Origin of the sequence: Prosthecobacter sp. SYSU 5D2 (assembly GCF_039655865.1) — a bacterium.
GTDB lineage: Bacteria > Verrucomicrobiota > Verrucomicrobiia > Verrucomicrobiales > Verrucomicrobiaceae > Prosthecobacter.
The window spans coordinates 39292-55655 of sequence record NZ_JBBYXL010000005.1; the positions used below are offsets into that span (position 1 = coordinate 39292).

Genomic DNA, 16364 nt, shown 5'->3' on the forward strand with positions numbered 1-16364 from the left:
GCATGGAGGCCATTCAGAGGGCGGATAATTCGAAAAAAGTTTATCTGGGGATCTTGTACTGCGGATCCCCCTGTTTACCCCACCTTGACGCAACCTCATTCCGCCTTACCAAGAGTGTGAACCATTCGGTCAGTCATTCAGCTCATCCGATTTTCCCCATGTCCACCCCAGCCCATAACTACACTGAAGACAGCATCAAGTCCCTCGACTGGCGGGAGCACATCCGCCTGCGACCTGGGATGTACATTGGCAAGCTGGGGGACGGGTCCCAGCCGGAAGACGGCATCTATGTGCTGCTGAAAGAGGTGATTGATAACTGCATTGACGAGCATGTGATGGGCTTCGGAAAGCTCATCGAGGTGGACATTACCGAGAATCACCGCGTGACCATCCGCGACTACGGGCGGGGCATCCCGCTAGGGAAACTGATGGAGTGCTGTGCGCAGATCAATACCGGGGCCAAGTATGACAGCGAGGTCTTCAAGCGGTCCGTGGGCCTCAACGGCGTGGGGATCAAGGCGGTGAATGCGCTGAGCATTGAGTTCAAAATCCAGGCCTATCGTGACAAGCAGACGCGGGCCATGGAATTCAGCCAGGGCATCGTGCAAAAGAACATGAAGTCTCCCCAGGCGACGGAGGAGGCGGACGGCACGCGCATTTCTTTCCGGCCCGATCCGGAGAACTTCACGCCGCACGTACACTTCAAGCTGGATTACGTGCGCGAGATGCTGCGCTTTTATTCCTGGCTGAACCCGGGGCTGACGCTGAAGCTGAATGGAGAAACCTTTAAATCCAAAGACGGCCTGCGCGACCTCATCGCAGCGAAGCTGACGGAGGAGCCGCAGTATCCGGTGATCCATCTGGACGGGACGGACGTGGAGGTGGCCTTCACCCACGGGGCCGGTTATGGGGAGGAATTTTACACCTTCGTCAACGGCCAGCACACCACGCAAGGTGGCACGCACATGGCGGCTTTTCGCGAAGCCATCGTCCAGGAATGCCGGGAGTTTTATAAAAAGCAGTTCGAGCCGGGAGATGTGCGCACAGGGATCATCGCCGCCGTTTCGGTGAAAGTGCAGGAGCCCATCTTTGAGAGCCAGACGAAAACCAAACTTGGCTCCACCCACATGGAGCCGAAGGGGCGCAACCTGCGCAGCCACATCATCAACACGGTGGTGAAGGAACTGGACAACTTCCTGCATAAGAAGCCGGACATCGCCAAGGCGCTTCAAGAAAAGATCCTCTCCAATGAGAAGGAGCGGAAGGAGATCTCCGGCATCCAGAAAGCGGCGCGCGAATCCGCCCGCAAGGCCAAGGTGCATAACAAAAAGCTGCGCGACTGCCGCATCCACTTTGATACCAAGGACAAGCAGCGTGAAGAAAGCACCCTCTTCATCACCGAGGGTGACAGCGCCTCCGGCTCCATCACCAAAAGCCGCGATGTGAATACGCAAGGCGTGTTCTCCCTGCGCGGCAAGCCGCTGAACTGCTACGGGCTGAGCCGCAAGATCGTCTATGAAAACGAGGAGTTCTACCTGCTGGCCAATGCGCTGCAGATTGACGAGAACATCGAGGACCTGCGGTATAACAAAATCATCCTGGCCACCGATGCCGATGTGGACGGCATGCACATCCGGCTGCTGATGATCACCTTCTTTTTGCAGTTCTTCCCGGAGATCGTACGCGCCGGCCACTTGTACATTTTGCAGACGCCCCTGTTCCGTGTGCGCAACAAGAAGGAGACCTTCTATTGCTACAGCGATGAGGAGCGCCAGCGCGCCATCCACAAGTGCGGCAAAAATGCCGAGATCACCCGCTTCAAAGGCCTCGGAGAAATATCCCCCGATGAGTTCAAGCACTTCATCGGCCCCAAGATCCGCCTGGAACCGGTGATGATGCCGGAGCATAAAAGCATCAAGGAACTGCTGACCTTCTACATGGGCAAAAACACCCCCGACCGCCAGATGTACATCGTGGACAACCTGCGCATTGAGAAGGAACTGGACTTCAAGGGTGAGGACGGAGCGCTGCCGGAGGCGGCGTAACGTTTTCTGTTTTTGCGCACTCGGCGGATTTCATTGCAACTTTTGCAGCGGGCGGCGTCATGCACAGGTTATACTGATGCCGATGAAGACGCCTTTTGATGTTCCTGGAAAGCTGCCGCCGGGTGGCCAGGGGGCGGGGCATTTTCATACGACGCGGTGGACGCGGGTGGCACGGGCGAAGGAGGCTTCTCATGAAGGGCAGGATGCGCTGAGGGAGCTGTGCGGGGCTTATTATGCGCCGGTGCTGGCCTTTATACGCTGGCAGGGCCGGGATGCGGAGGCGGCGAGGGAGGTGGCGCATGAGTTCTTCGCTTACATGCTGAAAGGCGAGGCCATCCGCACGGCGGACCAGATCAAGGGCCGGTTCCGGTCTTATCTGCTGGGGGCGGTGAAGCATTTCCTCTCGCGCCAGCAGGAGGCGGCGCGCAGCCTGCGGCGGGGTGGGGGAATAGAGATGATCCCCATCGCCGGGCCGGAGGTGGAGACGCAGCTGGCGGTACCGCTGGTGGATGAAAGTCAGCTTTCCCCGGACATGGCCTTTGACCGCCAGTGGGCGCTGACGGTGCTGGAGCGGGCGCTGCGGACCCTGGCACAAGAGTGGGAGAATGAGGGGAGGCAGGAGGTTTTTGAGAAACTACAGCCGTGGCTGACCGGAGAGTCCGGGCATGGTGACCAAAAGGCGCTGGCCGAGGAAGTGGGGATGAACCTGAACTCGCTGAAAACCCTGGTTCACCGGCTGAAGCAGCGCTTCCGCATACTGGTGCGGGAAGAGGTGGGCGCGACGCTGGAGGACGGGGCGGATGTGGAGGCGGAAATCCGTGTTCTTTTCAATGCCTTGCGAAGCCGTTAAGATTTTTTGAAACTGTTTCCGGCGAATCCTTCAGGCATCCGGTATGAGCGAATCTTTCTCTTCCTCCAAACCCTGTCCTAAATGCGGCGAGCTGATGACCGAAGAATCGGCGACTGGCCTGTGCCCGGTGTGCCTGATGAGCCTGGCCATGAACTGGACGGCGCAAACCCAGCCGGTGGCACCACCGCTGAAAGTCCTGACGCCGGAAGAACTGGCTCCCCACTTCCCGCAACTGGAGGTGCTGGAGCTGATTGGCCGAGGTGGCATGGGGGTAGTCTATAAGGCGAAGCAGAAAAGCCTGAACCGCTACGTTGCGCTGAAACTGCTGGCTCCGGACTCGAAAAAGGACGGCAGCTTTGCCGGGCGTTTTGCCAAGGAGGCCCAGGCGCTGGCCAAGATGGACCATCCGAACATTGTGACGGTGTATGACTTCGGCGAGAGCGGGGGTTTCTTTTATCTGCTGATGGAATATGTGGACGGGGTGAATCTGCGCCAGGCCATGCGTGCGGAAAAGTTCACGCCGGAGCAGGCGCTGGCCATCGTGCCGCCAGTCTGCGAGGCGCTGCAATATGCACATGAGCACGGCATTGTACACCGCGACATCAAGCCGGAGAACCTGCTGATGAACAAACAGGGGCGGGTGAAAATCGCCGACTTCGGAATTGCCAAAATCATCGCCCACCCGGCTGCGGATGATGACAGCCGCTTTGCCCCAGGTGGAGCCACTGGCGACACGGTCAGTGCCGGCACACCGCAATACATGGCCCCGGAGCAACGGCAGGCGGATGCGAAGACCGACCACCGCTCAGACATCTATTCCTTGGGGGTGGTGCTCTATGAGCTGCTGACCGGAGAACTGCCAGGAGCGACGCTGCAGCCGCTTTCGAAGCGGATCCAGGTGGATGTGAAGCTGGACGAGATCGTCCTGCGAGCGCTGGAGGTGAGGCCTGAGATGCGCTACCAAACGGCGGGCGAAATGCGGACGCAGCTGGCGGAGGTGAGGCTGGCGGGCGATGGTGCTGCATCTGCATCCATTCCTGTTCAGAACAGGAAATCCAGGCGGCTTGCGTCTGTTTTGTGGGGCGCCGCTTCAGCGGCGGCTTTGGTCTTCATTTTGTTAGCCGCCCGCAAGCTGTTGCTGCCCTCACGGCCGCTTCCGCGGGTGGCGGCCGCGTCACAGATGACGGCGAAGACAGATTCCCCGCCCCTCCCGACCGGCCCTCAGGAAGTGAAGCTGACTTATTTTAAAGAAGGAGGTTATGATAAAACACGCTCGTACCGGCCTAACACATTGCGCACGCTGCCGGATAAACCTGCGAACGTGACGCGGCTTCCTGAGGGGCTGACGGAGGCTTATTACGGCCAGCTTAAAATGGGACCGACCCAATCCCGCACGGCGATCACCGTGCTGATTGACGACATCCCGGAGAAAAGCCCGCGAATCTTTGTGGATACCAATGCCAATGGCGATCTGACTGATGATCCGCCCGCCCAGAATAACAATACCTCCCCGACCGGCACTCTGACTTTCAGCGGACATGGATGGGTGGACCTGCCCTATGGCCCCATGACCCAAGGAGTAAGGCTGAACATGCGTACGATGGTCCGTCAGCCGTCCTACCCGCCACGTCCCAAAGCGGCACCCATGCTGGTCTATCATCTGGACTGCTTCAGTGAGGGGGAAGTGAGGCTGGCCGATGGACGGGCGGTGAAAGTGCTGCTCAAAGACGCCAACAGCGACGGCGACTTCACCACGGATCCGATGCTGTATGCGGACCTGGGCGACGGAAGCGGATATTCGGCGCGCAAAGGTGTGTTCAGGGCACTGGATGCAATCCAGATTTTGGGCAGCCAATACGAGATCAGGAACCTGTCTCCCACCGGGGAAAGCTTCACCTGGATCAAATCCAGTGCACCGATTCTGGCGGAGCCTGAAGCGAAAGTCATCACCCCTCCCTTCGAGCTCAGCCTGGTTCAGGCAAAAGCGACCCCTGGTCCCGGCCTGCTGGCTGCGGGAATGGAGGCTCCCGCCTTTGACGCCCTTGCAGTGGACCGGCGGCCCATCAGATTCCCCTTTGCATACAAAGGGAAAGTGGTTCTGCTGGATTTTTGGTCCACGTGGTGCGGACCGTGCCTGAAGGAAATACCCTATCTGAAGGCGACCTATCAAAAACACCATCAGGAGGGGCTGGAGATCATCAGCATCAGCCTGGATGAAAACGAATCTCTGCTCAAGCTCCTGCCTTTTATCACGGATCACCAGATGACCTGGCCGCAGATTTGTGAAGGGCGGAGTTTTAGCTCCTCGTTATGCCGGCTCTACAAAGTCAGCGGCATTCCTGCAGCCTATCTGGTTGATGGGGATACGGGGATCATCCTGGCGACCCAGCTGCGTGGCGAAACCATCCAGCAAGAGGTAGCGAAGGCATTGGCCCTCAAAAGAAATCAGCCCCAATAAAGGCATCATCGCGGTGGGGGCAGGCATTCTGCCCGGTGGTGGCTTTTACATTGCGTCCGTCATCTCCATGCATTCTGGTGGGTGCATCTGCATGTGCATCTTCCGCCCCTCGCCGCTGTTAACCGCTGTTTTTTTATTTCCGGGCCTAACCGGTTGTGTGACCACCAAACCGGCGCGCACGCCGACAGAACATGTGTTTGTGAAACACTGGCCGGCACCTGAGGGCTATGAGGGGGTGCGGCTGGCGGTGAAAGACTTCATTGATATCAAAGGGGAGGTGACGACGGCGGGGTCCGCCTACCTTGCCCGGACCAGCCCGCCAGCCACTCAGGATGCGGCCAGCCTGAGACTAACCCGTCAGCAGGGGGTTCATATTGTGGGCAAGACAAATGCCAGCGAATTTGGTGTGACCGCTTCCGGAGTGAATCCGCATTTCGGCACACCTCGCAGCCCGCTGACGGTGGACCGGAAGAACCGGCTGATCTCCGGCGGCTCCTCCAGCGGATCGGCAGTGGCAGTGGCCACCGGGATGGCGGATGTGGCCTTTGGGACGGATACGGGCGGGTCTGTGCGGATCCCGGCGGCCTGCTGCGGGGTTTATGGGCTGAAGACGACCTATGGCCTGGTCTCGCTAAAAGGAGTATTTCCGATGTCACCGGACAATCTGGATACCGTCGGACCGCTGGCCAAAAACATTCCCAATCTGGCACGTGGCATGGCCTTGCTGAAGGAGGGGTTTGATGGGGAATACCAGGAGGCAGTGGCGGACAAACCCGTGGGACGCAACTTTGATGTGGGCCGCCTGTATGTGGACGGTACTGCCCCTGAGGTGGACAAGGCCGTGGACGAGGCACTCCGAAAAGCTGGCTTCCGAATTATCAATCTCAATGACCGCTTCAAAGCCGCATTTGAGCGGGCACAGAAAGACGGCCTGACTGTGGCCGTGGGCGATGCCTGGACAAATGATGAGCAGTACCGGAACAAGCGCGGCGTATCCGGCGTAACGAAGGCAGCCATTTTGTTAGGCCAGATTGAGCACCTGACTGGCGGCTACGATGCCGCCCTGAAACGCCGCATCGAATGGCAGCGGGCCCTCGCGCAGGTCTTCCGGCAGGTGGACATGATCGCCCTGCCGACCCTGAAGACGCTTCCCCCGCGCATTCCGAGCTTTGGCGGATCAGCCATTTTCGAGGCGTATAACTTCACATTGCAAAATACGGTAGGCTTCAATTATTCAGGAAATCCTGCCATCGCCATTCCGATTCCAATGGAGGGTGAATTGGTGAAAACGACCAGCCTGCAACTGGTGGGTCCCCGCCTGAGCGAAGCTCAACTTTTGAACGCCGGGCGTATTGTGAGTTCCAAGCTGAAATGAATGTCACCATGCTGCGGGCCGGTATTAGCGCCCTGATCTGTTCGGCCACCCTCTTTGTCAGCCCCCCTTCCCTGCACGCCCAGACGGCGGAGGAACTCATCCAGGCAGGACAGGTTTATGACCTCAAACTGGATGCAAAACAGGCGCTCACCTATTATCTGGCAGCGGAAAAACTGCAGCCGGACAATGCGGACCTCCTGGTGTACATCGCCCGCCAATATCGCCACCTGATGGCCGACACCTCCTCCACAAATGAGAAACTACGGCTGGGCGGCATCGCCCTGCAATATGGCCAGCGGGCGGCCAAGATCGCACCAAGGAATTCAGATGCGCAGCTTTCCACGGCCATCAGCTACGGCAAGATGCTGCCTTACCAAAGCTCCAAAGAGCAGGTGGCCTGCTCCAAGCTGATCAAGGAAGGTGCGGAGCGGGCCATCAAGCTGAATCCGCGCAATGACCTGGCCTGGCACATCATCGGCCGCTGGCACCGGAATGTGGCAGACATCAGCGGCATCAAAAAGGCGCTGGCGTCCCTGATCTATGAAAAGCTTCCGGAGGCGACCAACGAAGCAGCCATCGCCAGCCTCGAGCGGGCCGTGGCCATCAATCCCAACCGGCTGATGCACTACATTGAGTTAGGCCGCGCCCATGCGCAGGCGGGCAATAAAGACGATGCCCGCAAATATCTGGCCAAAGGATTGAAAATGCCTGCGGTGGAAAAGGATGACGCGGAAGCAAAGGCGACCGGGCGGACGCTGCTGGCCTCATTGTGAGCACCCCGGCGGGGTGATGCAATCTGGCAGAATGACAAGGCGAACAACAGCCACGTGGCTGTTTCATCAGCTCGGCCATGGCCGCAGTCACTGGAAAGTCCCGAGTCCTGGACAACCTTAGGGAAAGCGGTATAAGCGCGGATTCCAGGATTCAGCCGATGCCCGTGACTTAGCAAGGGGTCTTTCCGGGGGGGACGCACGCATCGCGGCCATTGGGATGCAGTTGGCCAAGGTGTCAGAAACTATGAGAAAGAACCGCCCGCGCGCGTGTATCTTTTCAGAAGGATGAACTGCCCCCACCCTGCTCTCTGCGCCCTGCTGCCAATGTCACTGTCCCTGCTGTTGGCAGCCACCTGTCATGCCGGGGACGGGGCGGAAGCACTGAGCCCGCGTGTTTACCGCACCTTCATGCCGGAGGCCGGACCATCCGCTTTTGCGGTGGAGCTATCTCCGGGGGTTTCCCTTTGTTATGACCCCTTGCGCGGGGGCATCAATCAGATCTGGGCCGGTGGCGTGGACCTGTCCCCCACTTTTCAGGCCAAGATCAACAAGCCTGCCAAACCGCCAGGCCGGCCCTTTTATACCGAGCATCTGCTGCATCCGCTGCGCCTGGGAGAGGCGGCGGCGGACCCGGGGCACCGCTTCAAAGGCTACCGTTATGAGAAGAACATGGTCGTCTTTGAGTTCACCCTGCATGGGCTACCGGTGACGGAAAGCCTGCGGCTGAGCCAGGATGGACACGGGGTGGTGCGCACCTTTACGCTGCCTGCGGGCGGCGGCCCGGCCTTTCTGACCGTGGAACCGCAGGAGAATGCCACGGTCACTCTGGAGGGAGGGACGGAAGTCACACCGGGGAAGTGGCGATTTGCGGAGGGCAGCCTCTTCACCGTCCGAATCAGTCCCGCCTCTGACATCCTCACGAAATGACACCCTCCCGCTTCTTTTTCACGGCCGGAAGATTCAACGCCAGCAATCGCGTGAACACCCTTTTTGTTAATCCCCTCCCCGGCCGCTGCCTGCGCAGCCTGGCTTGGGGCATCGTCGGCCTGGCCGCCCTGGCCGCCGCCAATACCTATGAGATCCAGGAGATACCGCTACCGGAGGCCATGGTGCCGGAGATCTCCGCCGTGGCCTTCACCCCGGGCGGCAGCCTGGTCGTGGCGAACCGGCACGGGGAGGTGTGGGTGACCGCGCAGCCGGCCACCGGCCCCTGGCGAAGGTTTGCCTTTGGCCTGCATGAGCCGCTGGGCGTGCTGGCCCTGTCGGAGAGCGAGATCCTGGTCACTCAGCGGCCAGAGCTCACCCGCCTGCGGGATACCGTCGGGGACGGCGTGGCGGATCATTATGAAACCGTCAACGATGACTGGTGCGTCACGGATAACTGGCACGAGTTCACCTTTGGCCTGCGGCAGGATGCCCAGGGGCATTTTCTCCTCGCCACGGGGCTGCCGGATGTGGCGGGTCCCATCAGCACCCGTTATCCCCGCGTACCTCTGAGCCTGGAAAAAGTTCACCGTGAGGCCAAGCCCTCCCCCGGCCAGTATGAGGGTTGGGTGCTGCGCGTGGCCCCGGATGGCGCGATGACACCGCTGGCCTGCGGATTCCGTGCCGCCGCCGGCCTCGGCCTCAGCCCGCAGGGGGATGTCTTTGTCACCGATCAGCAGGGGGATTACATCGCCACCAGCACACTGGTCCACGTACAGCCCGGCAGGTTTTATGGGCACCCGGCCTCGCTGAAATGGCGGCAGGATTATCGCGGCCCCATCCAGGACCTGGACACGCTGGCCGCCATGCGCAGCCCGGAGGCCGTGGCCCTGCCCCATGGCGCCTTGGGCGGCAGCCCAGGGGAGCCCGTGTGGGACACCACTGCAGGAAGATTCGGCCCCTTTGAAGGCCAGATTTTCATCGGCGATTTCACCAAGCTCATCAGCCGGGTGTTTCTGGAAAAAGTGGCCGGCGAATTCCAGGGCGCGGCCTTCCCCTTCATCCGCGATGCCGTGGGGCTGGAGGCCATCCTGGCCAACAGCGGTGCCGACAACCTCACCATCCCCGCCGGCAAGGACGGCCTGAAGCACTTCCGCGATGTCCCCCCGCGCTCCGGCACACCGCTGCGCGCGGGAAACATGCGCATGGCCTTCGCTCCGGATGGCAGCCTTTACCTGGGTCAAACCACCCGGGGCTGGGGTCAGGGGGACGGCCTGCAGCGCATCGTCTGGAGCGGCAAGACACCCGTGGAAATTGAAAAAATCCAGCTCACGCCAGCCGGCTTCCGCCTCACCTTCACCACCGCCATGGATGCAGAGGAACTCGCTTCCCCGCAGACCTGGCGCGTCCGCCGCTTCCGTTACCTCTACCTCCCCACCGGCTCCCCGCGCACGGATGAAGCCACCTGCCAGGTCACCACCATCCGTCCCGCCGCAGACGCCCGCTCTGTGGAACTGCGACTGGCAGATCTGGACCCCGGCTACATTTACGAGATCGAGCCGGAAAAACTCCACTCCGCCAATGGTGCCGCGTTGGAAAATCCGCTCGCCTTCTACACCCTCACCCGCCTGCTGGACGGGAAGGTCTTCACCGGCCCTCTGTCCAGCCCGCTGCTGGCCGCCGCAGAGAGAAAAACCACCGGCCCCAATGCCGAAGCCGGCCGCCAGGTCTATGCCACCTTTTGCGTCACCTGCCACCAGGCGGACGGCAGCGGTGGCGGCCTCCCCGGCGCGCCCCAGCTCGCAGCGGCGAATTTCCGTCAGCGCGGCCCGGAGGCACCCCTGGCCAAAACCGACGACCAGCTCCTCCACATCATCACCCACGGTGCCCAGGGCAAACCCATGCCCCCCTTTGGCGGAGTCCTTCAGCCACAGCAGATCCACGATGTCCTGGCCTATCTTCGCGCAGCTTTTGGCGAAAAAACCGCCGCCTCTTCAACCTCCCCCAACCCCTGACCTGATCACCCCATGCGCCCTTTCATCCCCGCCTTGCTTTCCCTCTGTACCTTCACCCTGCCCGCCCTGGCCCAGGAGCCTCCAGCCAAAACCCACCTCAACCGCTTTGCCGAGCTCATGGAGACCGGCAAGCCCGCCTTTGGCGTCTTTTCCTCCAATGTCTCCGTGCGCACCGGTGCCAGCATGGCAGACAGCGGTTTGGATTTTGTCATCATTGACCTGGAGCATTCCCCCTATGACGTCACCCGGCTGGAGGGCTACCTGCTGGGCATGGTGAACAAGCGCGAGCTGCTGAAAAACGGCCTGCAACCGCGCACCGTACCCTTTGTCCGCGTGCCCGCCGCCGGGCGTGAGCAGCTCCAGTTCATCATCAAGCAGGTGCTGGACCTCGGTCCTATGGGCCTGGTGGTGCCGCATGTGGATACGGCGGAAGATGCCCGCGCCATGGTCCAGGCCAGCCGTTTCCCCCAGCTCAAAGGGGCACCCGATTTCAGCCCCGAAGGCCAGCGCGGCATCGGCTACGGCTGGGCCGCGAGATACTGGGGCCTCAGCGGCGATGAATACGCCCGCCGGGCCGACCTCTGGCCGCTGGACCCGCAGGGCGGCCTTGTACTCTGGGTCATGATTGAGAGCGCCGCCGCCATCGAGAACATCCGCGCCATCGCCACCACCCCCGGCATCGGCGGCCTCTTCATCGGCCCCTCCGACCTCGCCTTCTCCCTCGGCGTCCCGCTGGGGGATCCGGCGGTGGAAGAAGCCATTGAAAAAGTGGCCGCCATTGCTAAAGAAACCGGCGTTCCCCTGGGCACCCTCTGCGGGGCTAAAGACGTGGAGCGCCGCCTGTCCCAGGGCTTCCGCTTCCTCGCCGTCGGCAGCGATGGAGGGCCCTCTGGCAGCGTGCAGGAGGCCGTGAAAACCGGGCGCGCCTATCGCAGCAAGTAATGCCGCACTGTGGCAGCATGGACTCTGATCCAGGACGCTGCGTTTCCACGCGGCGTGTGAAGGTTCAGCCAGGCTTATTCCCCGGCAGGCTCTTCCGGAAGCATCTTCTGGACTTCCTTCAGGAGTTGTGCCGCCGTATAGGGCTTGCGCAGCAGAACGGCATCGTCCGGCAGGACGGAGTCCCGGCGGTAGGTCTCCGCTGAATAACCGCTGGAATAGATGATCTTGAGACTGGGCTTGCGGGCAAGGAGCTCTTTTCCCAACTGATGGCCGGTCACGCCACCGGGCATGACCATGTCCGTGAGCACCAGGTCCACCTCTTCCGAGATCTGATCCCACACTTCCAGCGCGTCCTTGCCGCTGGCGGCTTCATGAACTTTGTAGCCGTGGGAGGCAAGCACGTGTTTGACGATGGTACGGACTGTCGTCTCATCCTCGACAATGAGGATGGTCGCACTGCCTGAGGCCCCCATGAGGGCAACGGATGCCTCCTCCTCGACGGGGGCTGCCACGGGATGGGTTTGCACTGGCAGATAAACGGAAAAAGTGGCGCCGGCACCAGGCTGGCTATCCACCGTGACCCAGCCTCCATGCTGCTGGGCAATGCCGAAAACCGTGGCCAGACCGATTCCCGTGCCCTGACCGACAGCCTTGGTGGTAAAAAAGGGCTCAAAAATACGATTGAGATGCTCTGCCGCGATGCCCGTGCCCGTATCCCGGACCTCCAGGCACACATATTCCCCAGGGACAGATTCGGCCGGGGCCTGTGGCGGGAGCTGCTTCAATGGCAGCAGACGGGTGGTGAGGGTCAGCATGCCGCCTTGGGGCATGGCATCCCTGGCATTGACGGTCAGGTTCAGGATGATCTGCTCCATCATGCTGGCGTCCGCATGGATGAGCGCAGGAGCCGGGGTCAGCCGAAGATGGACCTGGATGTGCTCCCCGATGAGGCGCTGCAGCATGCGGTTCATTTCAGCGACCACCTGGTTGAGGTTCAGCGTGGTTTTGTTAACTGGCTGCTGGCGGCTGAAGGTCAGAAGCTGGCGGGTGAGGGCTCCCGCGCGGCTGGCGGCATCCAGGATTTCACTGAAGGCGCGGGTGGTCATCTCCGGGGAGAGCTTCATGATCCGGGCCAGCGAGGCATTGGCCTGGATGACGGTGAGCAGGTTGTTGAAATCATGCGCCACCCCCCCGGCGAGCTGGCCGATGGCGTCCATCTTTTGCGACTGGCGCAACTGGTTTTCCAGGTGCTTCTGCTCCGTCACATCATCGCTGAAAATGGACACCCCAGTGACCTCCCCGGCATTCCGGATGGGGTTGAAAGAAGCCTGGAAGACCCGTGCCTTGCCGCGCACTTCCTGGTCAAAGGAGGCCTTGAACCGCTCCCCTTTCAGAGCGCGCTCGTAGTGGGGATGCCAGATGGCGAAATGAGCGGCGGATTCCACCTCATCCACCCGCTGCCCGATCTGCGCCTTGTGACCGCCCAGGGACAGGATATGGTCCTGGTAGCGTGAGTTAAAGGTCAGGTACCGCAGGTCACGGTCCAGGGACCAGATGGCACCGGAGCTGTTTTCCAGCAGCGCCAGGAGGTTGGCCTCGGAGACACGACGGGCGTTTTCGGCAAGCTTGCGGTCTGTGATGTCATAGCCCTCCACCATCAAGTAGCGGATCTGCCCGTCTTCATCCCGCACGGCACGGACAGAAAAGTCCATGACATGGGGCGTGCCGGTCCGGTCCGGCAGGACAGTCTCAAAGCGCACGCTCTCCTGGCCGTGGCGGATCTGCTGGATGGCCTGGCGCAGCTTGTCCTGCTCGGCCGGAGAATGCGTCCACCAAACCGTTTCCCAAAACCATTTTCCTTCGACTTCGGGCAGCTCCACCCCGGCAAAAGCGCGGGCAGTGCTGTTGACTTCCATCAGCCGCCCTTCCGGATCCAGCAGGCCCTGGAGCTGAAAGGTATTGTCCAGGATGGCGGAAAGCTTCTGCTGCCCTTCCTTCACCTCGCGGGTGCGGAGTTCCACCTGGCGGCGAAGCTGCATCGTCCAGAGAACGCCCAGCCCCCCCAGGATGCCCAGGATGGCCAGGCTCCAGAGAAGAGGATTCAAATTGGGCTTGGTATCCGGCTCGAAGATGAAGCCTTTGAGGTTGGACGTGACCGGGACGACGCCTGTCTCGACAAAAGTCCGGGCGATGCGCTCCCAGCGGCCCGCATTCATATGACCGACCTCCACCAAGTCGGCCTGGATGAGCTCCACCATTTCACGGGCCTCCACCTCCAGGTTCTCCCGGCGGATGCCGCGCTCCTTCACGCCCGGCATGAGGAGGATGCGCTCAATCATCTCCTCCGGGTGATGCATGGCGTAATTCCAGCCTTTGAGGGAGGCCTCCACAAAGGCGCGCACCACCGCGCGGTCCTTGTTGATGAAGGACTCGGTGGTGAAGAGCGTGTCACCGTAAAAATCCACTCCGTAATCGCTGAACCGGATCAAGGCCGGCTCCTCCCCTAGGAGGCGGAGTTGAGTAGGCTCCACAGTGCTGTAAGCGGAGATGGCATCCACCCGCCCGGCCAGGAGGTCCTGGTTGTTCCAGGTATGCGGAAGAAACTGGATGCGGTCAGCCGGCAGCCCTTCGCGGATGATCATGGCCCGCACCTCGGCCTCCCCCTGATCCGTGGCGACCATGACACGCTTGCCGACGAGGTCTGACGGCTTGGTGATGCCATTTCTGGCCAGGCTGAGCATGATGTACGGTGAGTGCTGAAAGACGGCGGCGCAGACCACCACAGGCTTCCCCTGCATACGGGCCAGCAGGACATCACAATCCGTGACGCCAAAGTCTGCGTCTCCAGACTGCACCACCTCCAGGGATCTGCGGCTGGGGGAACCCTCCTTCAGCTCCACATCCAGGCCGGCTGCACGATAATAACCCTGGGCCTGGGCGGCATAATATCCTGCAAACTGGAACTGGTGATGCCATTTGAGCTGGATGCGCACTTTCTTCAGCCGTCCTTCCGGGGAATCTGCGGCAACACCCAAGGAGGGAACACCCAAGAACAATAAGAGGAGCAGCTGGCGGGGCAGCTTCTGCCATCTGGGCGCAGCCAGGCGCTTCCTTTGGGACAACGATGAATTGACCTGGTAACAGGGCAATGAAGTCGGTGAATCCATGGAGCGATCTTGTGGGTAAGTCGTGTCAGTCCGCCTCAGCAGTACGCACTGCGTCCAGCGTAAGCTGCCATTGTTCTTCACCGCGCCAGAAATTACGCTGCACACGCATGGCAACATCCCACGGCGGTTTCGGCAGGTTTTTTAAAGGGGCATTGAACCAGCGTGCTTCCATGGAAGCCCCGTCCTGGCTGAGCATGACGCGGAGATGCTTTTCCTTCATCAGCCGGCCCGGCAGACGCGGGGTGACCCGGCGGCAGAGGAAGACAGGTTCATGATTGCGCTGGCCGAAGGGCTCCATGAGACGGAAATTGCGGAGGAAATCCAGGGACAGATCCCGCAGGCGCACCTCCACATCCAGCTCCAGGACCGGGGTCAGGGCTTCCTCGCTGAGCGCCCGGCGGGCGGCTTCTGAAAAGCGCTCGCGGAAGACCTCCAGCTTATCCTCATGCACAGAGACGCCCGCTGCCATGGCATGACCGCCCCCCCGGGTGATGTGCTCGCGGCAGAATTCGATGGCCTCCACCAGGGAGAATCCGGGAATGCTGCGCCCGCTGCCTTTGCCCATGCCGTTTTCATCAAAGGAAAAAAGGATGGTGGGACGGTGCACCAGCCGGGAAAGCCGGGAGGCGACGATGCCGACAACTCCAGGGTGCCACTTGCGCGAGCCAAGAACGATGGCCGGAATGTGCTCCAAGTCTCCCATGGCCAGAAGCTGCTGCTCAGCTTCGTTGAACACCTCCAGCTCCACCGCCTGGCGGTCGCGGTTGTGGTTTTCCAGGAGGGTGGCGTAATCAGCAGCGACGAGCGGATCCTCAGCTAGCAAAAGCTGCAGGGCGGTGGAGGCCGTATCCAGCCGGCCGGCGGCATTGAGCCGCGGCCCGAGGCGGAAACCGACGTGATGGGTCTGGATGAAACCGTCCACCCCGGCGATCTCCTTCAGCGCCCGCAGGCCGGTGCGCTGGGTCTGCGCCAGGGCCTCGAGACCACGGCGCACCAACAGGCGGTTTTCATCCACCAGCGGCACCAGGTCAGCCACCGTGCCGAGCGCCACCAGGTCCAGGGCTTCTTTGAGGTCAAACTCCACGCGGCGTGTTTTCAGCAGGGCATGGGCCACCTTGAACACAAGACCAGCGGTGCAGAAATAATGATACTCGGTGCCCAGCTTGGGATTCACCAGCGCCACACACGGCGGGCGGCCAAAAGGGGAAAGCTCATGGTGGTCCACGATGACACAGTCCACGCCCTGCTCCTGCAGCCAGGTCAGCTCCTTGATGGAGGTGGTGCCGCAGTCCAGCGCCAGCAGCAGGTCCGGCTTGCCAAATTCCTCAAACAGCCGGGCAAAGCCGTCCATGCTGAGGCCATAGCCTTCCTCCATGCGGGAGGGCAGAAACAAATGCGTCTCCAGCCCGTACGCCTTCAGCGTCAGATGCATGAGCGCCATGGAGGTGACACCGTCCACATCGTAGTCTCCATAGAGGGCCACGCGCTGTTTTTCATCCACCGCTTTGAGGATGCGCGCCACGGCGATGCCCATCTCCGGCAGCACGGTGGGATCCCCCAGGGAGGCCAGTTTGGGCACCAGGAAATCCTGCACCTGCTCCGCCGTCTCAAACCCGCGCTGGGTCAGCAGTTTGGTCAGCAGCAAAGGGAGGCCTGTGTCCGCAGCCAGTTCCGCCGCGCCCTCGGGCACTGGCTTTAGCAGCCAGCGCGGGGGCAGGGTGTTCGGAAGGGGGATTTCAGACGCAAGAGCCATTTAGATGTGCAACCTCCTTGTATGCAGCACGCGCGTAAGCTAGTCAAAGCATCCCTCCCCCA

General features: G+C 61.2%; 10 protein-coding genes. 8 read left to right on the forward strand and 2 right to left on the reverse strand.

Features of this window, described 5'->3' with window-relative positions:
• Positions 1-158: 158 nt before the first annotated feature.
• From WJU23_RS09495 to WJU23_RS09530, 8 genes are all read left to right on the forward strand, one after another.
• The gene (locus WJU23_RS09495) at positions 159-2045 is read left to right on the forward strand and encodes a DNA topoisomerase IV subunit B (protein WP_346332320.1); all 1887 of its coding nucleotides are present in this window, start codon (positions 159-161) and stop codon (positions 2043-2045) included.
• 82 nt (positions 2046-2127) lie between these two features.
• On the forward strand, positions 2128-2895 hold the full coding sequence (locus WJU23_RS09500) for a sigma-70 family RNA polymerase sigma factor (protein WP_346332321.1): 768 nt from the start codon (positions 2128-2130) through the stop codon (positions 2893-2895).
• Positions 2896-2938: 43 nt separating this feature from the next.
• On the forward strand, positions 2939-5353 hold the full coding sequence (locus tag WJU23_RS09505) for a protein kinase (RefSeq protein WP_346332322.1): 2415 nt from the start codon (positions 2939-2941) through the stop codon (positions 5351-5353).
• 157 nt (positions 5354-5510) lie between these two features.
• Positions 5511-6728 carry an amidase gene (locus WJU23_RS09510; protein WP_346332323.1) on the forward strand — a complete coding sequence of 406 codons (1218 nt, stop codon included), beginning with the start codon at positions 5511-5513 and terminating at the stop codon, positions 6726-6728.
• Complete coding sequence (locus WJU23_RS09515; RefSeq protein WP_346332324.1) at positions 6725-7501, forward strand: hypothetical protein; 777 nt, start codon at positions 6725-6727, stop codon at positions 7499-7501. Before WJU23_RS09510 ends, WJU23_RS09515 begins: the two co-directional genes overlap by 4 nt.
• 285 nt (positions 7502-7786) lie before the next feature.
• A complete protein-coding gene (locus WJU23_RS09520; protein WP_346332325.1) occupies positions 7787-8428 on the forward strand; it encodes a hypothetical protein in 642 nt (213 codons plus the stop codon).
• Positions 8425-10440, forward strand: coding sequence for a cytochrome c (locus tag WJU23_RS09525; protein ID WP_346332326.1), 2016 nt, complete (start codon positions 8425-8427; stop codon positions 10438-10440). The genes WJU23_RS09520 and WJU23_RS09525 overlap by 4 nt, the downstream gene beginning before the upstream one ends.
• Before the next feature lie 12 nt (positions 10441-10452).
• Positions 10453-11382, forward strand: coding sequence for an aldolase/citrate lyase family protein (locus WJU23_RS09530; protein ID WP_346332327.1), 930 nt, complete (start codon positions 10453-10455; stop codon positions 11380-11382).
• 74 nt (positions 11383-11456) lie between these two features.
• Here WJU23_RS09530 and WJU23_RS09535 read toward each other — a convergent pair whose 3' ends face one another.
• Together WJU23_RS09535 and recJ are read right to left on the reverse strand one after the other, a co-directional pair.
• Positions 11457-14417: an ABC transporter substrate-binding protein gene (locus WJU23_RS09535; protein ID WP_346332328.1), complete on the reverse strand. Its 2961-nt coding sequence runs from the start codon at positions 14415-14417 to the stop codon at positions 11457-11459.
• A gap of 157 nt (positions 14418-14574) precedes the next feature.
• Entirely contained in the window at positions 14575-16302 is a 1728-nt protein-coding gene (gene recJ, locus WJU23_RS09540) for a single-stranded-DNA-specific exonuclease RecJ (protein WP_346332329.1), read from the reverse strand.
• Positions 16303-16364 lie beyond the last annotated feature (62 nt).

What these genes read in the sequence shown, in the direction of transcription:
- WJU23_RS09520 (WP_346332325.1), top strand. Translation starts at nt 7,787, where the DNA reads ATGAACTGCCCCCACCCTGCTCTCTGCGCCCTGCTGCCAATGTCACTG.
- WJU23_RS09500 (WP_346332321.1), top strand. Translation starts at nt 2,128, where the DNA reads ATGAAGACGCCTTTTGATGTTCCTGGAAAGCTGCCGCCGGGTGGCCAG.
- WJU23_RS09495 (WP_346332320.1), top strand. Translation starts at nt 159, where the DNA reads ATGTCCACCCCAGCCCATAACTACACTGAAGACAGCATCAAGTCCCTC.
- WJU23_RS09530 (WP_346332327.1), top strand. Translation starts at nt 10,453, where the DNA reads ATGCGCCCTTTCATCCCCGCCTTGCTTTCCCTCTGTACCTTCACCCTG.
- WJU23_RS09515 (WP_346332324.1), top strand. Translation starts at nt 6,725, where the DNA reads ATGAATGTCACCATGCTGCGGGCCGGTATTAGCGCCCTGATCTGTTCG.
- WJU23_RS09505 (WP_346332322.1), top strand. Translation starts at nt 2,939, where the DNA reads ATGAGCGAATCTTTCTCTTCCTCCAAACCCTGTCCTAAATGCGGCGAG.
- WJU23_RS09525 (WP_346332326.1), top strand. Translation starts at nt 8,425, where the DNA reads ATGACACCCTCCCGCTTCTTTTTCACGGCCGGAAGATTCAACGCCAGC.
- recJ (WP_346332329.1), bottom strand. Translation starts at nt 16,302, where the DNA reads ATGGCTCTTGCGTCTGAAATCCCCCTTCCGAACACCCTGCCCCCGCGC.